19 protein-coding genes are annotated in these 22,831 nt (G+C 67.0%); 14 read left to right on the forward strand and 5 right to left on the reverse strand.

Annotated features, from left to right (window positions below):
- Positions 1–29 precede the first annotated feature (29 nt).
- From AC0VYP_RS06485 to AC0VYP_RS06505, 5 genes are all read left to right on the forward strand, one after another.
- A complete protein-coding gene (locus AC0VYP_RS06485; RefSeq protein ID WP_475473009.1) occupies positions 30–1,316 on the forward strand; it encodes a sugar ABC transporter substrate-binding protein in 1,287 nt (428 codons plus the stop codon).
- Complete coding sequence (locus tag AC0VYP_RS06490) at positions 1,316–2,290, forward strand: carbohydrate ABC transporter permease (protein WP_475473011.1); 975 nt, start codon at positions 1,316–1,318, stop codon at positions 2,288–2,290. The genes AC0VYP_RS06485 and AC0VYP_RS06490 overlap by 1 nt, the downstream gene beginning before the upstream one ends.
- Entirely contained in the window at positions 2,287–3,117 is an 831-nt protein-coding gene (locus AC0VYP_RS06495; protein WP_475473012.1) for a carbohydrate ABC transporter permease, read from the forward strand. The genes AC0VYP_RS06490 and AC0VYP_RS06495 overlap by 4 nt, the downstream gene beginning before the upstream one ends.
- Positions 3,114–4,187, forward strand: a complete 1,074-nt coding sequence (locus AC0VYP_RS06500) for a glycoside hydrolase family 3 N-terminal domain-containing protein (RefSeq protein ID WP_475473013.1) — start codon at positions 3,114–3,116, stop codon at positions 4,185–4,187. The genes AC0VYP_RS06495 and AC0VYP_RS06500 overlap by 4 nt, the downstream gene beginning before the upstream one ends.
- A gap of 329 nt (positions 4,188–4,516) precedes the next feature.
- A complete protein-coding gene (locus AC0VYP_RS06505; protein ID WP_285759353.1) occupies positions 4,517–4,666 on the forward strand; it encodes a hypothetical protein in 150 nt (49 codons plus the stop codon).
- Positions 4,667–4,785: 119 nt separating this feature from the next.
- On the opposite strand, the gene AC0VYP_RS06510 is transcribed toward AC0VYP_RS06505, so the two are convergent.
- From AC0VYP_RS06510 to AC0VYP_RS06520, 3 genes are all read right to left on the reverse strand, one after another.
- Positions 4,786–5,283, reverse strand: coding sequence for a TspO/MBR family protein (locus AC0VYP_RS06510; RefSeq protein WP_285759354.1), 498 nt, complete (start codon positions 5,281–5,283; stop codon positions 4,786–4,788).
- A gap of 99 nt (positions 5,284–5,382) precedes the next feature.
- Positions 5,383–6,930, reverse strand: a complete 1,548-nt coding sequence (locus AC0VYP_RS06515; RefSeq protein ID WP_285759355.1) for a long-chain-fatty-acid--CoA ligase — start codon at positions 6,928–6,930, stop codon at positions 5,383–5,385.
- Between the two features lie 81 nt (positions 6,931–7,011).
- Entirely contained in the window at positions 7,012–7,431 is a 420-nt protein-coding gene (locus tag AC0VYP_RS06520; RefSeq protein WP_285759356.1) for a DUF6406 domain-containing protein, read from the reverse strand.
- Positions 7,432–8,349: 918 nt separating this feature from the next.
- Between AC0VYP_RS06520 and leuS the strand changes: the two genes are divergently transcribed.
- The 4 genes from leuS (at position 8,350) to AC0VYP_RS06540 (ending at position 13,523) form a co-directional block, all read left to right on the forward strand.
- The gene (gene leuS, locus AC0VYP_RS06525) at positions 8,350–10,842 is read left to right on the forward strand and encodes a leucine--tRNA ligase (RefSeq protein WP_475473015.1); all 2,493 of its coding nucleotides are present in this window, start codon (positions 8,350–8,352) and stop codon (positions 10,840–10,842) included.
- Positions 10,843–10,941: 99 nt separating this feature from the next.
- Positions 10,942–11,559 (forward strand): hypothetical protein, encoded by a 618-nt coding sequence (locus AC0VYP_RS06530; RefSeq protein ID WP_475473017.1) that lies wholly within the window; start codon positions 10,942–10,944, stop codon positions 11,557–11,559.
- 163 nt (positions 11,560–11,722) lie between these two features.
- Complete coding sequence (locus AC0VYP_RS06535) at positions 11,723–12,430, forward strand: hypothetical protein (protein WP_285759360.1); 708 nt, start codon at positions 11,723–11,725, stop codon at positions 12,428–12,430.
- 97 nt (positions 12,431–12,527) lie between these two features.
- Complete coding sequence (locus AC0VYP_RS06540; protein WP_285759362.1) at positions 12,528–13,523, forward strand: hypothetical protein; 996 nt, start codon at positions 12,528–12,530, stop codon at positions 13,521–13,523.
- A gap of 110 nt (positions 13,524–13,633) precedes the next feature.
- On the opposite strand, the gene AC0VYP_RS06545 is transcribed toward AC0VYP_RS06540, so the two are convergent.
- Both AC0VYP_RS06545 and lexA read right to left on the reverse strand, forming a co-directional pair.
- On the reverse strand, positions 13,634–14,710 hold the full coding sequence (locus tag AC0VYP_RS06545; RefSeq protein WP_475473019.1) for an alpha/beta hydrolase family protein: 1,077 nt from the start codon (positions 14,708–14,710) through the stop codon (positions 13,634–13,636).
- A 113-nt stretch (positions 14,711–14,823) separates the two neighbouring features.
- Positions 14,824–15,591, reverse strand: coding sequence for a transcriptional repressor LexA (lexA, locus tag AC0VYP_RS06550; protein WP_285759366.1), 768 nt, complete (start codon positions 15,589–15,591; stop codon positions 14,824–14,826).
- A 583-nt stretch (positions 15,592–16,174) separates the two neighbouring features.
- Between lexA and AC0VYP_RS06555 the strand changes: the two genes are divergently transcribed.
- From AC0VYP_RS06555 to AC0VYP_RS06575, 5 genes are all read left to right on the forward strand, one after another.
- Positions 16,175–16,465 carry a LysM peptidoglycan-binding domain-containing protein gene (locus AC0VYP_RS06555; RefSeq protein ID WP_285759368.1) on the forward strand — a complete coding sequence of 97 codons (291 nt, stop codon included), beginning with the start codon at positions 16,175–16,177 and terminating at the stop codon, positions 16,463–16,465.
- Positions 16,466–16,833: 368 nt separating this feature from the next.
- Positions 16,834–17,295 (forward strand): transcriptional regulator NrdR, encoded by a 462-nt coding sequence (nrdR, locus tag AC0VYP_RS06560; RefSeq protein ID WP_285759370.1) that lies wholly within the window; start codon positions 16,834–16,836, stop codon positions 17,293–17,295.
- A gap of 121 nt (positions 17,296–17,416) precedes the next feature.
- Positions 17,417–20,236 carry a vitamin B12-dependent ribonucleotide reductase gene (locus AC0VYP_RS06565; RefSeq protein WP_475473022.1) on the forward strand — a complete coding sequence of 940 codons (2,820 nt, stop codon included), beginning with the start codon at positions 17,417–17,419 and terminating at the stop codon, positions 20,234–20,236.
- 407 nt (positions 20,237–20,643) lie between these two features.
- Complete coding sequence (locus AC0VYP_RS06570) at positions 20,644–22,107, forward strand: alanine/glycine:cation symporter family protein (protein ID WP_285759372.1); 1,464 nt, start codon at positions 20,644–20,646, stop codon at positions 22,105–22,107.
- A 184-nt stretch (positions 22,108–22,291) separates the two neighbouring features.
- The gene (locus tag AC0VYP_RS06575; RefSeq protein WP_285759374.1) at positions 22,292–22,720 is read left to right on the forward strand and encodes a CBS domain-containing protein; all 429 of its coding nucleotides are present in this window, start codon (positions 22,292–22,294) and stop codon (positions 22,718–22,720) included.
- Positions 22,721–22,831 lie beyond the last annotated feature (111 nt).

The following is a 22,831-nucleotide window of genomic DNA, read 5'->3' on the forward strand; positions in this document are numbered from 1 at the left end:
CATGCGACTCATGTCGCATCACACCACGAGTGACGGAGGCCGTATGGGCCGTACCAGGGCAGCCGTGTCCGTCTTCGCGGCGGGCACGGCACTCGTACTCGCAGCCGCCACGGGATGCACGGCCGGGCACCAGAAACCGACCCTCACCGTCTGGATCATGGCGGGTACCCACCCGGACGCATCCGCCTACTTCGCCGACGCCAACGCCGCCTTCACAGAGTTCGACCGGGGCCGACGTCACGGTCGAGTTCATCCCGTGGGGCGACGCCCACGACAAGTTCATCACCGCCATCGCCGGGAACACCGCTCCCGACGTCGCCGAAGTCGGGACCACATGGACCCCTGAATTCGCCGCGGTCGGCGCGCTGGCCGACCTCGGCGACATGGGTTGGCACCCCGGTGCCCACGTGCCCGGACTCGTCGAGGCAGGAACCGTGGACGGTCGGCTCTACGGGGTGCCCTGGCACGTCGCCGTCCGCGCGGTGCTCTACCGTACCGATGTCTTCGAGGACCTCGGCCTGGAACCGCCACGGACCTGGGCCCAGCTGCGCAAGGTCGCACGGACGATCGCCGATCGGCGTCCTGAGCTGACCGCCTTCCCGGTTGCAGGGGGAGCGGAGTACCCCCTGTTGTCCTTCATCTGGGGGGCCGGGGGCGAGATCGCCCTCCAGAACCCCGACGGCACCTGGACGTCGGGCCTGGACAGCCCGGAAGCCCGCGAAGGCATCGCTTTCCTCACCGGCCTGGCCCGGCACGACGGCGTTTCCTCAACGGGCGCGGTCACCTGGCAGGAGACCGACGTCCAGGACAACTTCACCGATGAGCGCGTGGCCATGGCCGTGCTCGGCAGCTGGGCGCCCAAGGCCATCCTGGCCGCCAACCCCGACCTGCGCGGTCGCTTGGCGGCGTTTCCCATACCGGGCAGGGACGGCGGCTACAGTCCTTCCTTCCTGGGCGGCTCCCACCTCTCGATCTTCGAGGGCAGCCGCGAACCCGACCTCGCCCGGCGCTACGTCCAACTCCTGACCGGGGACGAGTATGGGCCGCGTTGGGCACAAGAGACCGACTACTTCCCCGGGCGTACCGATCAGCTGGCGGCCTTCACCGGCTCCACGGATCCGCTGGTGGGACCCTTCGCGGTTCAGCTGAGCGAAGCCGGCAAGGGCTTGCCGGTCACCCCTGCCTACGGTCGTGTGCAGGGACGCAAGATCCTGACCGCCATGGCCCAGGCGATCCTGTCAGGGGAGGATGACGTCGAAGGTGCTTCGACGACCGCGGCGGACCGAGTCACCCAGACCCTCAACGAGGACTCCTAGTGGCGCGCACCGCCGTTCCCGTGCGGGGCGGCCCGGCCGTTTCGGTCAGGCCCACGCCGACGCGCACCTCCCGGCGTCGCCACCGTGCCCCGCTGCGCCCGTTGCTGCTGCTGGCACCGGCACTGGCGGTCATGGGGATCCTGCTGCTCTACCCGTTGGTCCGGGTGGTGCTGTTGTCCTTCCAGGACTACACCCTCGCCAACGTGGTATCAGGTGCGTCCGACTACACCGGTCTGCGCAATTACACCCTCCTGCTGCGCGACCCCTACCTTTGGACGGTCGTTCTTCCCAACACCGTCGTCTTCGCGATACTGGCGGTCGGCGGCACAGTGGTGCTGGGCACCCTCGTCGCACTCCTGCTGCAGTCCCTGCGTCCGCTGTCGCGCACCATCGTGATCGGTTGCGTCCTGGTCGCCTGGGCCATGCCCGCGGTCACCGGCACCTATGTCTGGATCTGGATCTTCGACGTTGACCGAGGAATCGTCTTTCAACTGCTCCACGGAATCGGTCTCCTCGGGGCGGAAGGCCACAACTGGTTCACCGACCGGGTGTCCTTCTACGCCATCGTCGTCCTCAACGTCGTCCACCACGGTTTCCCATTCGTCGCGGTCACCGTTCTGGCAGGACTGCTCACCGTCCCCGGTGAACTCCACGAGGCCGCCCGCCTGGACGGCGCGACGGCCTGGCAGCGGTTTCGCCACATCACCTTTCCCGCAATCCGCCCGGTGTTCGCCGTGGTCACCATCCTCTCCACCATCTGGGACTTCAAGGTGTTCGCGCAGGTCTACCTGATGCCCGGGGGAGCGGGGTCCAACGCCCAGGTCCTCAACCTGGGGGTATGGTCCTACATTCGCTCCTTCGCCCAGCAGAGCTACGGGACCGGAGCGGCGATCGCGGTCCTTCTCACCGCCCTGCTCCTGGCCATCACCCTCGTCTACCTGCGGGTGCTGTTCGGCAGTGAGGAGTTGCGATGACCACCATCGTTCGTTCCGCGACCGGCGCGGCCAGGGCCGGCGCCGTCGCCGTCCTGCTGTCCTTCACGCTCTTTCCCGCCTACTTCATGGTCATCAGCGGCCTCTCCGCCGGCGCAACCTCGGGAACCGAGGTGCTGGTGCCGGTCAGGCTCACCCTCGCCCACTTCGAGCAGGTCCTGCTGCACGGCGACTTCCTGCGCTATCTGCGCAACTCGGCGGTGGTCGCGATCATCACTGTCGTCGGTTCCGGACTGCTCGCCCTGTTCGCAGCCGTCGCGGTCGCCCGGTTCCGCTTCCGGATGCGCACCACTGTCCTGGTGATGGTCCTGGTCGTCCAGATGGTTCCGCTCGAAGCCCTGGTCATCCCGCTGTTCCTCATGGCCAGGGACCTGCGCATGCTCAATTCGCTGATCGGGCTGGCCGTCGTCTACATCGCCTTGTCGCTGCCGTTCGCCGTGTGGATGCTCCGCGGCTTCGTGGCCGCGGTTCCGGTCGAGGTCGAGGAAGCCGCTGCCATCGACGGCGCCTCCTGGGGCCGCACACTATGGTCGGTGCTGCTCCCACTGGCGGCCCCGGGCCTGGTGGCCTGCTCGATCTTCTCCTTCATCACTGCCTGGAACGAGTTCATCCTTGCCTTGACCTTTATGAACGACAGCGACAAGTTCACCGCGGCCGTCGGCCTGCGCCAGTTCTTCGGGCTCAACACCACCGCGTGGGGGCCGGTCATGGCGGCCTCGACGCTCATCACCCTGCCGGTCATGGTGTTCTTCCTCTTCGTCCAACGAGGACTGGTCTCGGGCCTGGCGGCCGGGGCGGTCAAAGGATGACCGACCCCGAACTCCACCGCATGGCGTCCACCGTCCTCATGCCCGGTTTCTCCGGAACCCGGGTGCCCGACTGGCTGGCCAGAGCCATCGACGACGGCCTCGGTGCCGTCCTTTACTTCGCCCACAACCTCACCGAGGACCCGGCCGGGCTGTCCGCCCGACTGCACGCGCTCCGCCCCGACCTCTTGGTGGCATCCGACGAGGAGGGCGGCAGGGTCACCCGGCTGCACGCGGCCACCGGTTCGCCCTACCCCGGCCACTCCGAGCTGGGACGAGCGGGTGACGTCCGCCTGACCCAGGCCACGGCCGCGGAGCTCGGACAGGACCTGCGGGCGGCCGGGATCGACCTTGCCCTCTCGCCGGTGGTTGATGCCAACACCGATCCCGCCAATCCGGTGATCGGCGATCGTGCCTTCGGCTCCGACCCCCGGACGGTCGCCCTGCACGGGGCGGCCTTCGTCACGGGAATGCAGTCCACCGGGGTCGCGGCCTGCGCCAAGCACTTTCCCGGTCATGGGGACACCCGCACCGACTCCCACCTCGACCTGCCAGTGGTCAACATCGATGCCGCAACCCTGCGCGGCCGGGAACTCGGACCTTTCGCCGAGGCGATCCGGGCCGGGGTACGTACCGTCATGGTGGGCCACATCCGCGTTCCTGTCCTGGACGAGGCCCCGGCCAGCGTCGCCCCCCGCGCCTACGCACTGCTGCGCAAAGAGCTGGGTTTCACCGGGGCAGCCGTCACCGACGCACTCGATATGCGTGGGCTCAGCCGGTACACGGGGGCGACGACGGTGGAGGAGGCGGTCGGAGCCGGCGCGGTAGCAGCGTTGGCCGCGGGAGCGGACCTGCTGTGCCTGGGCAATCCGGTCCGCGACCCCACCGGTGGTGAAGCGGTTTTCAGCGCCGCCAGGGATCGCCTCCTGGCCGGGATCGCCGATGGCTCGGTCCATCCAGACCGACTCGCCGAGGCAGCCGCTCGAATGCGTGAACTGGCCCGCTCGTCGATACGCGCGCCCGGGGTGCTTGACCAGCGCGGTGGTGGTCGTGGATCGTTTCCTCGACGGTGACGCCCGCCAGGCGGTGCCGTTCCGGGGGACGGTGCCGGGGAGGGCGCCGTCCGGTTGGGCCCGGACCACGCGACAGCATGGGGAGACCGCCGTGAACACCCAGCTCGACAACCATCCGATCGAGCCTGCCGACCCCTGGCCGCAGAGCCCGACCGACGTCCCCATCCGCTGTAACGTCTGCATGGATACGCGGTTTTTCGCCGACCGCCATGCCGGTCACCACGAGGACTACCGTCCGGGGCCCCACTGCAGGACGTGTGGGAAACCGATTGAGTTTCGGTGTACCGCATGTGACTCTCAGTGGAGGCCGCTGTCCTGAGGGGAAGCTGATGTCAACCTGCAGAACCTGCAACGGAACCGGGGAGATCGACATCATCACCACGGACGAGAACGGAGATCGGGTCAAGCGGCACCAGCCCTGCCACGCGTGCGGGGGAGCCGGTGAGCGCCACGACTGGCCACCGCCCGGACGGCGCTAGCGTCGTCCGGATCGAAATCCCGTGGAGGTGGCTTCCGGAGGCGCTGTCGGCGGACGTCCGCCGACAGCGCCCGACGGGACCGAAGGGCCGCGGGGCAGGAATGCCGCGACGGCGACTCGTCAGTTGAGCTGCCAGATCGCGAAGTTGAGCGCACCCGCGTACGTCACCCAGGCGATGTAGGGCACCAACAGGGCCGTGGCGACGGTGCTGTGGCGACGAAACAACACGATGGTCGCCACGACCGTCAGCCACAGCAGGCCGATCTCGGCCAGTGCAAGGCCGTAGAGCCCGGCACCGAAGAACAACGGGGTCCACAGGGCATTGAGCACCAATTGAACGGCGTAGACCGTGAGTGCGGTGGCAGCGCCCCGCCACCCCGACGCCCGCCACACCAACCAGCCGGCGATCGCGATGAGGATGTATAGGACCGTCCAAGCGGGTCCGAACAGCCACTGAGGAGGAGCCCAGGAAGGCAGCGTCAGCGCGTTGTAAACCTGGCCGGCGTTGGCGGAAGCGAGACCACCGATCAGCGCGGTGGCCAGCACCGCAGCCCCGAACGCCACCCCTGCCGTCAGCCCCGGTCCCCAGGTTGACCGTGACGGTGTATGAGTCGTCATAAGAACCTCTCCGCACTAGGTCGTGACCGTCGGTAACGAACTGCCCGGGAAGGGTGACAGCAAACACGGGACAGCTGTTCGGCCCCTGCGCCCGCTTCCCTAGCGGAGCTCGCGTTTGAGGATCTTGCCGGTCGCGGTCATCGGGAGCGCATCCAGGAATTCCACGATCCGCGGGTACTTGTAGGCGGCCAGTTCCTCCTTGGACCAGTCGATCAGTTCCTGCTCGGTGGTCTGAGAACCATCCGCCCGGATCACGTAGGCCTTGATCTCCTCGCCGTGGGTCTCGTGGGCCACGCCCACGACCGCGCACAGGCTCACCCCGGGGTGCGTCATCAGCACCTCTTCCAGCTCACGCGGGTAGACGTTGTAGCCGCCGCGGATGATCATGTCTTTGGAACGGTCGATGATGAAGTAGAAACCGTCCTCGTCGCGACGTGCGATGTCACCGGTACGGAACCAGCCGTTGCGGATGACCTGCTCGTTGATATCGGGGCGTTCGTGGTAGCCCTTCATGACGCAGTGGCCGCGCACCGCGATCTCGCCCGTCCCGACCCCCTCGACGGCGGCGAAGTCCTCGTCGACGAGCATCATCTCCACTCCCCAGATCGGCACACCGATGGACCCGGTCCTGGACAGCTTCCGTGGATTGTTGAAGGAGACCACGGGGGAGGTCTCGGAAAGGCCGTAGCCCTCCAGGATGTCCACCCCGAACTTCTCCTTGATCTGTTTGGTGACCTCCGCGGGCAACGGGGAACCGCCCGAGACGGCGGTGGTGAGGGCGGAGGTGATCGCGTCGAGATCGTGCTCGCCCTTGGCGTTCAGCAGCCCCCAGTACATCGTCGGGACACCGGCGAAGATCGTCACGCCTTCGCGCTCCATCAGCGTCAGTGTCTCGTCGCCCTCGAAACGCGCCTGGAGCACGATCGTGCCGTGCCGGTAGAACCCCAGGTTCATCATCGTGGTCTGTCCGAAGATGTGGAACAGGGGAAGGACCGCCAGGAAGACGTCGTGGTCGGTGGGGGACCGCCCGAACAGGCCGTCACAGGCGACCGCGTTGAACAGCAGGTTGTTGTGCGACAACTGCGCGCCCTTGGGCTGACCGGTCGTTCCGCTGGTGTAGATGATCACCGCGGTGTCGTCCGCCTCGGTGCGAACCGTGTCGAAGGTGCCGGGCTGTCCTTCCAGCGCGGCCCAGAAGGTCTGCGCACCCTCGATCGCGGACTCCGTCGCCCCGGCCACCGGGGGCAGGTCGATGTAGACCGCGCACTCCTCGACCGCGGTGAACGCCTTCCACGCCCGCTCGCCCAGAGGGAGCTCGGCTGTTCCGGTGAAGGCGAACAGCGCCTTCGCGCCGGAGTCGCGCAGGTGGTATTCGATCTCACGAGGGGTCAACAGGACGTTCAGCGGGACCACGACCGCGCCTGCCTTCAGCGCGCCGAAGTAGACGAACGGGAAATAGGGCAGGTTCGGACACGCGATCGCCACCCGGTCCCCACGCCCGATCCCCTTGGCGACCAGGAGATTGGCCACCTGGTTGGCGAGCATGTCCACCAGCGTGTAGTTCAACCGGAGGTCACCGAAGACCACGGCGTCGCGCTCAGGCTGGTTCCGGGCCCCGTCCTCCAGCAGTACCGAAAGGTTGAGCATCGAGTCCCCTCCTAAGAGTGTTGTCGATCACTGTTCTACCGCACGGTAACTTCTGGGAGAAGGGCGGGGCGCCGAGGCGACTCAGTTCTTCCTGGTGAGCGTTGTGGAACCGGGCATCGAGTCGCTGAAACCCAGTTCGGAGACGCGCCAGGTCTCGCCGCCCAGTTCCAGTTCGTCACCGTGGCCCAGCGTGTGCTCGGCGCTCTCGCCGCCTTCGGGCGCCACCGTGATGTCCACATTGCTCTCCGGGCCGTCGCTGTGCCCGGTGATCTCCAGTGCGATGGTCTCCGAACCCGACGTCCGCAGCGTGTAGGGGATGCCTTCGGTCAGCTGGATGCGGTCGTCGTTCTCGCCGAGGACCGGGGCAGGGCTTCGATCGGCTGCCACGTCGGCCTGGGGCTCCTCGCCGGAGCAGGCGGTGAGCCCGGCGCCGAGGGTCAGACCGATGGCGGTGACGGCTGCGAGGCGGGCGAGCCCGCTGAAACGTTCGGGGACGGTCATGAGCTGTGTGTCTCCAAAGGCTGTGGGACGCCGGAACGCCGGCGCGTCCGGCGGCGTGCTGTCAAGTCTGATCCCGACCTGCGGTAACGGTGTGCTGGACACGCGGGTGTCGGGGAGACCGGGGGGCGGCCACGCGTTGTGCATTCTTGCACCGGTGGGCGGCGGGGCGGTTGCCGTGCAGTTGGCCCACCCGCGTACCGAAACACCGGGTGGTCGCCTCCGCCGTATGGCGGTCGGCATGTTCGTCGCGCACGTCCGGGGAGAACGCCCAGATCGGGTAGGGCTGCTCGGTTGATGTCGAATGGCGCGCAACTGTTCGCGAGTTCCGCGCGGGCCGCTGGGCGTTCAGGCGGCGGCGCAGCGATTCTTCGGAAAAATCTTACTCTTTTGCGCAATATCACCGCGCTTTCGGCGAGTAAAAACTCGCACAGTATGGTGAAGGTCGCAAAAAAGTGCAAAGTTTGCAGGCTCTCTCTTCTTGGTCAAGCGGGTTGCCCGCGAGGAGGGGGCGAAACGCGCTGACCGGTCCCGCGTCAACGGGGGCCGACCGTGTTGCCCGCTCCGCACTTTTTGGTCGAAGGGTGCTGAGCCCCGTGTGCCACCAGCTGCCCGTCCCCGAGGGGCCGACAGCCACTGAAGGCCGACGGTCCGTCCGTGACCTGCGTTCTGCGCGTGCGCATGGCCTGCCTGAGGGGTCGGTGCAGGTCATCTTGGTTTCGGGGGTACCTGTTCGCCGCACTGTCGGCGCTCTCGCCGCTCCGTCAACGGCTCCGGTGGTGGCGCGCTAACCTTGAGGTTCAGACACCCGGCCGGCGGTACGTTTCCGGTGCGCCCGATCCACGGTGGCGCGCACATGGTCCGCCCGGTGCGCAAGCCCGTCTGCCCCCAGGATGAACCCGGTAGAGGACACTTCCAACAATGACAGCGGTTAGCGGCGAGCAAGCGGTGAGCGACTCCTACGACGCCCGCGTGCTCCAGGACAAGTGGCAGGCCCGCTGGGCCAAGGAGAACCCCTTCGCGGCCAGCGAGGACCCGGCCGACGACCGTCCGCGCAGCTTCATCGTGGACATGTTCCCCTATCCCTCGGGCGACCTCCACATGGGGCACGCCGAGGCGTTCGCGATCGGTGACGTGATCGCGCGCTACCGTTTCCAGCTCGGGGAGAACGTCCTTCACCCGATCGGCTGGGACTCCTTCGGTCTGCCCGCCGAGAACGCCGCGATCAAACACGACACCCACCCCGCCGAGTGGACCTACGCCAACATCGAGACCCAGGCGGAGTCGTTCAAGCGCTACGGCATCGCGCTGGACTGGTCGCGTCGGTTGCACACCAGCGATCCGGAGTACTACCGCTGGAACCAGTGGATGTTCGTCCGTTTCTTCCGCAAGGGCCTTGCCTACCGCAAGGACGGCTTGGTCAACTGGTGCCCCAAGGACCAGACCGTACTGGCCAACGAGCAGGTCGTCCAGGGGCGGTGCGAGCGCTGCCACACCGAGGTCGAGCGTCGCGCACTGAACCAGTGGTACTACAAGATCACCGACTACGCCCAGCGTCTGCTGGACGACATGGAGCAGTTGCGCGGCGGCTGGGCCGATGACGTGCTGACCATGCAGCGCAACTGGATCGGCCGCTCCCAGGGCGCTGACGTCAACTTCGCGATCGAGGGGCGCGAAGAGCCGGTCACCGTCTTCACCACTCGTCCCGACACTCTTTACGGTGCGACCTTCTTCGTGGTGGCCGCAGACGCTCCGCTGGCCGACGAACTGTGCGCGGCCGAGCAGCGCACCGTGTTCGAGGAGTACCGCGCCAAGGTCGGCAAGCTGTCCGACATCGAGCGCCAGTCCACCGACCGTGAGAAGACCGGCGTCTTCCTGGGCCGGTACGCCATCAACCCGGTCAACGGCGAGCGCATCCCGGTATGGGCCGCGGACTACGTGCTGGCCGACTACGGGCACGGCGCGATCATGGCGGTACCCGCGCACGATCAGCGCGACCTCGACTTCGCACGCACCTTCGACCTGCCCGTGCGCGTCGTCGTCGAGACGGGTGAGGCCGACCCCGCCGAGACGGGGACCGCCACCGCCGGCGAGGGCACCCTGGTCAACTCCGGCCCGCTGGACGGCATGACCAAGACCGACGCCATCCCGCAGATCATCGAGGTCCTGGCCCAGCGCGGCACCGGTTCGGGCACCATCAACTACCGATTGCGCGACTGGCTGTTGTCGCGCCAGCGGTTCTGGGGCACCCCGATCCCGATCATCCACTGCCCCGCGTGCGGTGAGGTCCCCGTCCCCGATGACCAGCTGCCGGTGCGGTTGCCCGACAACCTCCGCGGCGCCGACCTCGCCCCCAAGGGGGTCTCCCCGCTGGCCGCGGCCAGCGACTGGGTCAACGTCAACTGCCCGGAGTGCGGTGGCGCAGCCAAGCGCGACACCGACACCATGGACACCTTCGTCAACTCCTCGTGGTACTTCCTGCGCTACTGCTCCCCGGACTTCGACACCGCGCCCTTCGATCCCGAGAAGGTCGCCGAGTGGGGGCCGGTGGACCAGTACATCGGCGGAAAGGAGCACGCGATCCTGCACCTGCTGTACGCGCGCTTCTTCACCAAGGTGCTGTACGACATGGGCATGATCTCCTTCACCGAGCCCTTCACCCGGCTGCTCAACCAGGGCCAGGTGATCAACGAGGGCCGGGCCATGTCCAAGTCTCTGGGCAACGGGGTCGATCTCGGCAAGGAGATCGACCGTTTCGGGGTGGACGCGGTACGCCTCACCGTCATCTTCGCCGGGCCGCCCGAGGAGGACATCGACTGGGCCGATGTCTCCCCGGCCGCGTCCCTGAAGTTCCTCAACCGTGCCTACCGCGTCATGGCTCAGGCCGGTGCGGCTTCCGCTCCAGGTCTGGACCCCGTTACGGGAGACCTGGAGCTGCGCAAGGCCACGCACCAGGCGTTGGCCAAGATCACGGAGGCGGTCGAGGCCCAGCGCTTCAACGTCGCCATCGCACGCACCATGGAACTGGTCACCGCTGCGCGCAAGGCCATCGAGGCCGGCCTCGCGGCCGACCCTGCGGTGCGCGAGGCCGCCGAGACCATCGCCATCACCCTGGCGCTGTTCGCCCCCTACGTGGCCGAAGAAGGCTGGGAACTGCTCGGCCACGTCGGCTCGGTGACCGTGGGCAACTGGCGTAGTCCTGATCCCGCCCTGCTGGTCCAGGAATCCGTCACCTGTGTCGTCCAGGTCGCCAGCAAGCTCCGCGACAAGATCGAGGTCGCCCCCGACATCTCCGCCGAAGAGTTGGAGCGGTTGGCGCTGGCCTCGGAAAAGGTCAAAAACTCCATCGGCGACCGTCAGATCCGCAAGGTCGTCGTCCGTCAGCCCAAACTGGTGAACATCGTGGTCGCCTAGACCGGGCACGGTATCTTCGGCGCGGGCGGGCCCGGTGGGCCCGCCCGCGCGTTCATCCACCAGAAGGAACGGCAGCTGCGCAACGAACGGGGCGGGCAGATGACCCAAGCGAGTCGGCGCAATGTCCTGCTGCGCTTGGCGGGAGCCGTTGTCGGCCTCGTGGTGGTGGTCGCGCTGGCCATCACCGGTGGCCTGATGGTGGGGGAGCGAACCCCGGCCGGACCGGCCGGGGCCGACGACCATGCAACGGCGCCCGCCTGTAACGCCGCACTTCCCCAGGACGTCATCGAGGCCGCCGTGCCCTCGGCAGTCCTCGACGCTGCGGACGAGGGGCCGCTGTCCGACGGAACCATCACCACGTGTGCCTGGTCAGCGACCGAGGGCCCTGCGCGAGCCCTCACCCTTGCCTTCTCCGTGTACTTCACCGATAGTGCAGCGGAGACCACCGGTGAGGAGCTGGCCACAACCAGGCTCGAACGACTGACCGATGCCAGTGGTGCGGACGGGACCGAATCTGTCAACTCGCTCGGCGACGGAGTTCTCGTGTGGCCGGATTCGGCCATCCCGGGGTCGGCGCAGACCGTCTTCCGGGACAAGAACCTGGTGGTCCGGGTCTGGTACAGCGGAACCAGGTCGGACAACGACGCACCCCTTCCCTACACAGACGCCCGGGACACCGTTGTCAACCTGGCCGAACAACTGGCGTCCTCCCTTTAGGGAACCGAAGAGCGGCAGCGTTGTTCTCATCCACCGAGCGGCCTGTGTCGATCCGGTAACCGGTGCCCTTTTTGTGGGGAGTCGGAAGGCGCTGATAGTAGCGTTGACCTGTGCACGGGCCGTTCGGACAACCACGGCCGTGACGAGGAAGGAACCGATCCACATGGTCCAGCCGCCCCACGGGGGGTCCCCTGCCCCCGTGCAGGGGAGCTCTCCGACGCAACCCGGTCAGCCGGATGCGTCATCCGATGTTCCCGCTTCGGTCGAGGCGGCCCCGAAGAGCCGCCGCGGTTGCGCGGCCATCGTCCTGATCAGTGCGGTCACTGTCATCCTGCTCCTCGGGGGAACGGGCATCGGCGTCTACGTTTGGCTGAGCGGGCCGGGAGGTCGGTACGAGGCGGCTCCTGGCTGCGTGCAAGCGGAGGGAGACTCCCTGGCGCAGCTCGTCAACGACCCCGACCTCGACCTCGACGGCCCTATCGACACCCGGGGACAGGCCTGGTGGGACGGCAACCAGTGCCGATGGACCACCACCGAGACCTCGGCGGGGATGCCTGCCAGCGCCAGCGTCTCGTTCATCCGCAGCGGGAACCGCATGGGTATCGGCGGGGAGACCGCGGCGAAGGACGACCTGGAGCGCGCCCCCGGAGGCATCGTCTACACCGATCTCGACGACCTCGGCGATGAGGCGATCCGGTGGTACGACGACCGCAGCCGGCACGGTTGCGCTGCCAGTCGGATCTCCAACCTCGTGGTCACTGCTTGTTACGAAGCCAGCAAGGATTTCGCGGCGAGCAAGGACATCGGCCAGGACGAGGCGATCAAAGGGGCGGTGAACCTGGCGAGGGAGATCGTCACTTCCGTGCAGTAAGACTGATCCCCACCCGTCGGCCGCATTCTTCCCCGGACAGCCGCGCGCAGCGCGCCCATCCCCTGTCACCCAATCCATCTGCCAGTGAGGACGTCTCATGGCTCAGCCTCCCAGTGGTCCCCAGCAACCGTATGAACAGCAGCCCCACGGGGAGGGAGGAGGCCCCCCTGAAGGCCCCGGCGGGGCCTACGGTCATCCCCAGCAGCCCTACGGGGAACAGTCGTACGGGTCCGGTGGTTATCCGCCGCCCGGCTCCCCCGGTCCCGGCGGGGCCTACGGTCATCCCCAGCAGCCCTACGGAGAGCAGTCGTACGGGTCCGGTGGTTATCCGCCGCCCGGCTCCCCCGGTCCCGGTGGAGCATACGGTCATCCCCAGCAGCCCTACGGCCAGATGCCGTACGGCGGTCAGCCCGGTTATGGCGGAGGGTTCCAGCCGCCGCCTCCCGCCAAGAGCAACGGCTGTCTGATCGGAGGGATCATCGGGGCGGTCGTTGTCCTGCTGCTGGTGATCGGACTCGTCGTGGTGGTCGTGGTCGGACTGTCCGCCAGCGACTCCTCCTCGGGGCCGTCCGATTCCGGCACAGGCACCCCTGAAGCGACCTATTTCAGTCAGCTTCCCGGGTGCGAGGTCTTCGAGGGGCCGCAACTGGAGGAGATCGTCCCCGACCTCCAGAACCAGACGGACGAGGCCAGCGACACAGAGGGAGAGGACTGGTGGGAGGGGCGCACCTGCGTGTGGCAGACCAGCCCCAGCAGCTTCGAGCGTTCCGGCTACGTGTGGGCGATGGTCATGCGCAACGACGACGAGGGCTTGACCAGTGCAGACCAGTGGGCAGCGGACGACTTGGCCCTTTACGCCGAGGACTATCCCACCACTGACGTCCCGGGGCTGGGCGATGGGGCTGTCAGCTGGTACGACACCGATAAAAAGCTGGGATGCGTGGCGGCCTACGTCAGCAATGTCTCGCTGGCCACCTGCTATGACTCCTTCACCAGCGCCGAGGACTCCATTCCCGAGGCCGACGCCGTCGCTTCAGCCGACGAACTCGCCCGTGCCGCGATGACGGCCATCGAGGAGGGCGACTACCGCTGAGCCGACGGCTCCGGCGGTGAGGGACGAATCGTGCCCCGGTGCTCCGACCTTGTCGATGCGCCGGGGCACCGCCTTGTCCGGGGCCGCTGCCTGGTCGGCAGGAGGACGCGCTAAGGGCGGGAATGACGGGCGAGAAAGCCCTCGATCGCCTCGCCGACCTCGGGGGCGAAGGTCCGGTGGGAGTCCAGGACAGGGTCGCCCGGTTCGGTGCCGTACTCGCGGAAGATGTGGTCGGTGGCGGGAATGTTGACCCGCTCGACGTTGGTGAGAGCCTCCGTCAGACGGTCCACCTCCGAGCCTTCGACCTGGCTGTCGGCGGTCCCCCACAGCACCAGCGTCGGGGTCGAGGAGGGGAGGGCGGCGGCCAGTTCTGTCGGGTCCAACCGGTCGATCTCCTGGAGGAACGGCTCGACACCGGGGTAGAAGATCGAGTCCAGCGCCGTGCCCCGGTCGAGGTTGACCTCCTCGCCTGCACGGACGCGCGCGATGGCGTACCGGGTATCGCTCAGCATCTGGTCCACGTCGGTGCCCGCCATGCCCTGGCTCTCGGCCAGTCGAAGCTGTTCGGTCAGTTGCCGGTCCATGACGTCGAGATAGCGCGCTCCTACCGGAGCGGCCAGGATCAGCGCGGCGGGGGCGGGCTCGGTCAGTTCCGGGGCCCGCAGGGCGAACAGGCTGCCCTCGCTGTGACCGAGCACGATCAGTCGCTCCGGGTTGACCTCGGGTTGCGCAGTCAGCTCGGCGTAGGCGTCCGTGACCTCTTGGTCGAAGACGCCCAGGTTGACCTGGGCGCCTTCGGTACGGCTGGCCATGCCGGTCGTACCGGAACCCAGCTTGTCGTAGCGAAGCGAGGCCACTCCGGCATCGGCCAGCGCCGCCGCGAAGTTGCGATTGGTATCGGCGTCCGGCCGTCCCGGGTTGTTGCCGTCGCGGTCGGTGGGGCCGCTGCCGGAGATGATGAGAGCCGCAGGGACGGGGCCGGTGGTGTCATCAGGAACAGCGAACGTCCCGAACAGCGTGTCCGGGCCGCTGCTGAACTCGACCTCGCGTTCGGTCGCTGCGATCTCGTGCTCGTCCGATCCAACGGTGTCCGGGGGCGATGTGCATGCCGCGGTCAGGACGAGAGAGCCGCACACGGCAAAGGAACCGAGTGCGCGAGCGAACGGCGGGCGGGGGGCAGAGGGCATGTTCCTACCGTATTGGGAGCTATGGCGGGGACTGGCACCCGGTCGCGCAGCGAAGCAGAAACGGGCCCGCGATCGGATTGATCACGGGCCCGTGCTAAACCGAGGCGAAGTCGTTACACCTTGCGCAAGACCGCGACGACCTTGCCGAGGATGGTGGCCTCGTCGCCGTTGATCGGCTCGTAGTCGTCGTTGCGGGGAAGGAGCCAGATGTGGTCGTCGTCGCGTTTGAACGTCTTCACCGTGGCCTCGTCGCCAAGTAGAGCGGCAACGATGTCGCCGTTGCTCGCTTCCGGTTGTTGGCGGACAACGACCAGGTCACCATCGGTAATGGCGGCGTCGATCATCGAATCGCCGACCACGGTCAGCATGAAGAGCTTGCCCTCGCCGACGAGTTGCCGGGGCAGGGTCAGGATGTCCTCGACCGCTTCCTCGGCCAGGATCGGCCCGCCCGCGGCGATACGTCCGACGACCGGGACATTGGTCGCCCGGGTCTCAGTTGTGTCCCGTTCGTGGTCGAGTTCGTCCCACGAACGGACTGGCGGCTGGCCGGGAATGCGAATTTCGACCGCCCGTGGGCGATTTTGATCGCGATGAAGGTAGCCCTTGCGTTGCAACACCTTCAGTTGGTGCGCGACACTGGAGGGGCTGGACAGTCCCACTGCATCACCGATCTCTCGGATGGACGGCGGGTAACCGCGTTGTCGCACGTAGCGGTGAATGACGTTCAGAACACTCTGCTGGCGAGCGGTAAGTTTCGGTGCCTCGGCCGGTTCCTTCACGGGGGCCCGCATGGTGTCGCTTCCCGTTTGGGCGGACCGGAGTGCGGAAACGGCCTTCCCTCTCACGTGAGGTTCCTGCGTTCCGTTGTTCTCCTCCGGCACGTCCGGCCTCCTCGGCGGTCGGTGTTCTCGGTGTGGGGCTTTCGGTGCTTGCGTCGGTGCTGTTTCACAAGGTGTATCGCGATGGTGTGACAAGCGCTCATCATCGGTATACAGCGGCGAAACATGTCCAACGTTAGTCTCTGCTCAAGGCAATATCAAACAAACGTTCGAGATGGTGCTGAAAAAATCCCTCGGATGCGGTAGTACTCGAATATCGGTTCCAGCGAACAGATGTTCGAAGGGAAAGGTCATGTCCGGACCCGTCCTACCGTCCGTCCCCCGCCCTGGTCATGCCGTGCTCGTCGGCAGGTCAGGGGCACCCGCCCGCTCCCCCCGGTGCGTGCACGGTGCACATGCGGTACAGGATCAGCCCGGCCCGGACGCATGTGACTGGTCCCGGGTGATTCCGGAATGGCGAGGAGAGTTTGTGAACGGTGAGAGCGGCGCTACCGCGATCGCGGCCCCCCCGGTTTTCTCTAATCTTCCCGACCTCGGGTCGTTTACACCACCTCCGCGAAGAAAAGCGGCTCGCTCCGCACCGCGTCCTTCCGGCTCCCCGCGGCTGACCCGCCGAGGCCGTCTGGTGCTGGTCTCCGCGGCCGGTTCGGTGGCGGCCACCGCTTTCGCCTTCACCGTTCTCGCAGCTGTCGCCCTGGGGGCCTCCAGTGCCGGAGCCTCCACCGAAAGCCTCTTCGGCCTCGCCGAGTCCTCGACGGTCGTCGTCGGCGAAGGCGACACTCTTTGGGACATCGCCCAACGGGTACGTCCTTTCGAGGACCCGCGCCGCACCGTCCAGGACATCGTTGACCTCAACGGTCTTTCCGGCTCCGCGCTGGAGCCCGGCCAGGAGCTCGTGCTCCCCTCCGTTTCCTGACCGCGTCCGCCCCAGGGTGCACACGGTCCAGGCGGGCCCCGCGAAGCTGCGTGCTTTGGGGGTCCGCTTCTCCATGTCGGGGCCTCGGTCGTGGTGCCTGATTGTGGGCGGTGTGTCGATCGCGTTCCCCGCGGGTTGTGGCGACTTGCGTCGATCTGGCACCAGTCGTAAGTTTTGACCACAACATCTAGTACTTGCTTTGCACAAGTTGCCCAATAGCTTGTGCTTTAGTGGGTATCTAATGAGTCCGGGGGGCACGGTCTCCGGCAGTCGTGCACGGCACACAGTCGCCGCATCGCCCGAAAGGGGGGCGGCGTGCGGTCGTGCGACGACCACAAGACGAATAAGCCGAAGGGAGGCGAGCGGGCATGCACTGTCCGTTCTGCCGGCACCCTGACACCAGGGTGATCGACAGCCGTTCGGCCGAGGACGGGGCGGCTATCCGCCGTCGCCGATCCTGTCCGATCTGTGAGCGCCGCTTCACCACCCAGGAGACGGTTCTCCTGATGGTCGCCAAGCGCTCCGGGGTCACCGAGGCGTTCTCGCGCACCAAGATCATCGCCGGTGTGCGCAGGGCCTGCCAGGGGCGTCCCGTCACCGAGGACGCTCTCGCGATCCTCGGTCAACGCGTGGAAGAGGCCGTTCGCGGGCGAGGCGCGGCCGAAGTGCCCGCCCACGAGGTCGGGCTGTCCATCCTGGGGCCGCTGCGCGAGCTCGACGAGGTCGCCTACCTGAGGTTCGCCTCGGTCTACCGCAGCTTCGAGTCCCTTGAAGATTTCGAGAACGAGATCGCCGGCCTGCGAGCGGACCGGGTCGCGTCAGTGGAATGACCGCTCCTGCACCCAGTGGCAGACCGGAGAGCCGTTGGTGCCGCAACGAGTCGCGTCCCACCGGGTACGCGGCCTGTCGAGCGGCGGCGACCGGATGCGGCCGAGCTGAGGGGGGCGTGCCATGACCGGGACGGTGAACACGGAGGACAAGAACAACAGGGGCGAAAACCGTTCCGGTGCGGGGCTGCGGATACGGAGGGTCTTCACCTCGCCCGACGTCCATCCCTACGCAGAGCTCGAATGGGAGCGCCGCGACGTCGTCATGACCAACTGGCGCGACGGCACGGTCAACTTCGAGCAGCGCGGCGTGGAGTTCCCGGCCGCCTGGTCGATGAACGCCGCCCAGATCGTCACCACCAAGTACTTCCGCGGGACCGTCGGTGCTCCCGAGCGCGAGTGGAGCCTCAAGCACCTCGTGGACCGGGTGGTCGGTGTCTATACCGCGACCGGGCGCAGCCACGGCTACTTCGCCACCGACGAGGACGCCGAGATCTTCGACCACGAGCTCAAGTACGCCCTGGTCCACCAGCTGTTCAGTTTCAACTCCCCGGTCTGGTTCAACGTCGGGACCGGCTCCGCCCAGCAGGTCTCGGCGTGCTTCATTCTGGCCGTTGACGACACCATGGAGTCGATCCTCGACTGGTACAAGGAAGAGGGGGTCATCTTCAAGGGCGGGTCCGGCGCCGGGGTCAACCTCTCCCGTATCCGTTCCAGTCGAGAACTGCTCTCCTCCGGCGGAACCGCTTCCGGCCCCGTCTCCTTCATGCGCGGGGCCGACGCCTCGGCAGGAACGATCAAGTCCGGTGGGGCCACACGTCGCGCGGCCAAGATGGTCGTGCTGGACGTGGACCATCCCGATATCGAGGAGTTCGTGCGGGCGAAGGCGCACGAGGAGCACAAGATCCGCGCTCTGCGCGACGCGGGGTTCGACGTCAACCTCGGCGGTGCCGACCTCATCAGCGTCCAGTACCAGAACGCCAACAACTCGGTACGCGTCTCCGACGCCTTCATGCGTGCGGTCGGGACCGGTTCGGACTTCGGGCTCACCTCCCGACTGACCGGAGAGGTCGTCGCGACCGTGGACGCCGGGGGATTGTTCCGCACGATGGCTCGGGCCGCCTGGGAGTGCGCCGACCCGGGGATCCAGTACGACGGCACCATCAACGACTGGCACACTTCGCCCGCGGCCGGGCGGATCAGCGCGAGCAACCCGTGCTCGGAGTACGTCCACCTGGACAACTCCTCGTGCAATCTGGCCTCGGTCAACCTGATGAAGCTGCTGAAGGGCGACGGCGCCTTCGACGTCGAGCGGTTCGAGCGACTCGTCGAGCTGGTCGTCACCGCGATGGACATCTCCATCGCCTTCGCCGATTTCCCCACTGAGAAGATCGGCGCCACCACCCGGGCCTTTCGCCAGTTGGGGGTCGGTTACGCCAACCTCGGCGCCCTGCTAATGGCGACCGGCCACGCCTACGACTCCGACGGCGGCCGGTCCGTCGCAGCCTCGATCACCTCGCTCATGACCGCGACCGCCTACCGTCGCAGCGCCGAGCTCGCCGAGTCGGTCGGCCCCTACGACGGTTACAGCTCCAACGCCGTCGCCCACAAGCGCGTCATGCGCAAGCACGTCGCGGCCAACAAGGCCCTGCGCACCGTCGGTGCGCTGGAGAGGCCCATCCATCGGGCGGCGACCCGTGCCTGGCGGGAGTGCCTGGCAGCGGGAGAGCGCAGTGGCTGGCGCAATGCCCAGGCCAGTCTGCTCGCGCCCACCGGGACCATCGGTTTCATGATGGACTGCGACACCACCGGCATCGAACCGGACTTCTCGCTGGTGAAGTTCAAGAAGCTCGTGGGCGGCGGCTCCATGCAGATCGTCAACCAGGGGGTGCCGCGCGCGCTGCGCAACCTGGGCTACCGGGACGACCAGGTCGAGGCCATCGTCAACCACATCGCCGAACAAGGGCATGTCGTGGGCGCCCCCGGGCTCAAAGCGGAGCACTACCCGGTCTTCGACTGCGCGATGGGCAGGCGTTCCATCGCACCCATGGGGCACGTGACCATGATGGCCGCTGTCCAGCCGTTCCTCTCCGGCGCGGTGTCCAAGACCGTCAACGTCCCCGAGGACGCCACTGTCGAGGATTTCGAGCACCTCTACTTCCAGGGCTGGAAGCTCGGGCTGAAGGCCCTGGCCGTCTACCGGGACAACTGCAAGGTCGGCCAACCGCTCTCCGTCGGCAGAGCCGAGGGGAAGACGGAGCAGGGGCCGTCCTCCAGGGCGGAGGAGGACCGTGCCCGGGGCCCGGTCCGTCGCAGGCTGCCCAAGAGGCGTCCGAGCCAGACGGTGTCGTTCAGTCTCGGTGGTGCCGAGGGTTACATCACGGCCGGGTCCTACCCCGACGACGGTCTCGGCGAGGTCTTCCTGAAGTTGGGCAAGCAGGGATCGACCCTGGCCGGGGTCATGGACGCCTTCTCCATCGCGATCTCCATCGCCTTGCAGTACGGGGTGCCCCTGGAGACCTACGTTCAGAAGTTCACCAATATGCGCTTCGAACCGGCCGGCATGACCGACGACCCCGAGATCCGTATGGCGCAGTCCGTGGTCGACTACGTCTTCCGTCGTTTGGCGCTGGACCACCTCTCCTATGAGCAACGTGCTGCCCTGGGCGTCCTCTCCACGGATGAACGGGCAGCCCAGGTGGCGGGGGAGGATGCGTCCCAGGTCGCCACCCAGGTGGAGTCCTATGCCCAGTCGGCTCCGCCGGCCGGCTCCGGGGCTAAAGACGTACCCGCGCGTACGGTGCACGACTCCACCGAGTTGATGGAGCTCAAGCAGGGGTTCGTCGCCGACGCGCCGCTGTGCGTCAACTGCGGCACCAAGATGCTGCCGGCGGGGAGCTGCTACGCCTGCGAGGGCTGCGGCTCCACCAGCGGGTGCAGCTGACCCCTCGTCCGCCGGCCGTCCGCGGTGCGACTCGACCCGTGCACCCGAGAAGCCGGGGATCGAGACCGACGCGCTTTTCGCGGCCGGGGAGGATCCGACGCCTTTCACGCAGAACAAGAAGAGGGGCGGCGTCCTTCGATGCTGATCGGGCGCGCCGTCCGGTTCCGCGGGGCGCCGGATGCCGACCGTACAGGGGAGGACGCGCTGAGTGCACGCCCAGCCAATCGTCACTCTTGGTTACGAAGTACAACTTTTTTATGACATCGATGTCGAATGATGCAACGGTTCCATGACATCTGTCCTGATTGGCGGGGTCAACGCGCATATAGCCGCTTTGGCGGGTGAGACTCTGCGGGTCGTTCCAACGGTTTTCGTAACCGTCCCGCCACGGAGGAGCAGATCCGCCTATGCAACAGCTGACCGATGCCATCGGTGCCTTCAACGACGGCCTCTTCTGGCCCCTGCTCATCGTCATCCTGGCCGTTTCGAGTATCTACTTCTCGGCTCGGCTGGGCCTGGTGCAGTTCCGGTTGATCCCCGATATGTTCCGCGCGCTGAAAAGTGGCCCTGACTCCTCACACGAGGGTGGCAAGAAGCAGTCCATCTCCTCGTTCCAGGCGTTCGCGATCTCGGCCGCCGGGCGAGTGGGCACCGGTAACGTCGCCGGCGTGGCCACAGCGATCTCGGTCGGCGGCCCCGGCGCGGTGATGTGGATGTGGATCATGGCGATGGTGCTGGGGGCGGCGAGTTTCGTCGAGTCCACGCTCGCCCAGCTCTACAAGGTCCCGCACAGCACCGGGTTCCGCGGTGGTCCCGCCTACTACATGCAGTACGGCCTGGGGCGACGCTGGATGGGGGTGCTTTTCGCGATCACCATCACGGTGACCTTCGGGTTCGTGTTCAACGCGGTGCAGTCCAACACCATCTCCACCACGTTGGTCGGCTCGGTCGGTGAATTCGGTGCCGACACCGACGCCCTGCCCTGGCTGCCCGCGGCCATCGGTGTCGGGCTGGTGCTGCTCACCGCAGCCGTCATCTTCGGCGGGGTCAAGCGCATCGCCAACGTCGCCCAGACCCTGGTGCCGCTGATGGCCGGCCTCTACCTGCTCCTCGGTATCGCCGTTGTGGCCATGAACGTGGAGAAGATCCCCGGGGTCATCGCACTGATCGTCACCCACGCGTTCGGTATCCGCGAGGTCGCGGCGGCCGGACTGGGGACCGCCATCATCCAGGGAGTGCGGCGCGGCATGTTCTCCAACGAAGCCGGTCTGGGCTCCGCTCCCAACGCCGGTGCCACCGCCTCGGTCAGCCACCCTGTGAAGCAGGGGCTCGTGCAGACGCTCGGCGTCTACTTCGACACCCTCGTCGTCTGCTCCATCACCGCTTTCATCATCCTGGTCGCGAACCCCACCTACGGCGAGGACCTGGGGGCCACCATGACCCAGGACGCGCTGGGCGCGAACCTGGGCAGCTGGGCGGTGCACGTGCTCACCGTCATCATCTTCCTGCTGGCCTTCACCTCGGTGCTGGGCAACTACTACTACGGCGAGTCCAACATCGGCTTCCTCAACTCCAGCGAGAAGGTGATGACCGCCTACAAGTGGGTGTTCCTCCTGGCCACCTTCCTGGGGTCGATCGGTTCCATCCAGCTGGTCTGGACGCTGGCCGACACCACCATGGGCTTTATGGCCCTGGTCAACCTGGCCGCGATCATCCCGCTCGGCGCGGTCGCCTACAAGCTCCTCAAGGACTACCTCGACCAGCGCAAGCAGGGACTGGACCCGGTCTTCACCCGGGACCGTCTCCCCGAACTGCGCAACGTGCAGTGCTGGGAAGCGCGGACTGCGGAGCGCGACAGCGCCCTGAGCTGAGCGTGAAAGGGCGACGGACGTCTTGAGCGGGTGCGAATTTCCGTTTCCGGTCGGCCGTTGCTCCCAGCTCCTCCAGGCTCTCCGCCCCGTACCAGTGACCCCGCTGCCATCCGACGAATGGCAGCGGGGTTACTGCTGAAGGAGAGGGGGTAGCCCGTCGGACACCGACAGAAAGGTGTCCGCCATGCGTATCGCGGAAATTCTGCGGAAAAAGGGGGCCGCAGTCGTCACGGTGGCCCCCGAGACGACCGTTGCAACGCTCATCACCGATCTGGCCAGGCACAACATCGGAGCGATGGTGGTGGAGCGCAGCGGTGAGATCGCCGGCATCGTCTCTGAGCGCGATGTCGTACGCCGCCTCGCCGAACGCGGCCCGGAGGTGCTGTCCGCGCCGGTGGCCCAGATCATGACCGCTGTGGTGGTCATCTGCACCCCGCACGACACCGTGGACACCCTCACCGTGCTCATGACCGAGCGCCGTGTCCGCCACGTCCCCGTCATCGCCGACGGCGGCCTGGCCGGGATCGTCAGCATCGGCGATGTGCTCAAGAACCACATCAAGCAGTTGGAGGAACACCGCGAACAGCTAGAGGCCTACATCAGTCAGGGCTGAGGCGCGGTCACTCCGACGAGTGCCGGGTGTGCGCCCCGGTCGCCCGTTCACCGTGAGGACGAGAAGAAGGACCACGACCAGCCGCGGCCCGGAACCGTGCCCCGCTCCAGA

It is taken from the genome of Nocardiopsis sp. iso_186 (assembly GCF_056173365.1).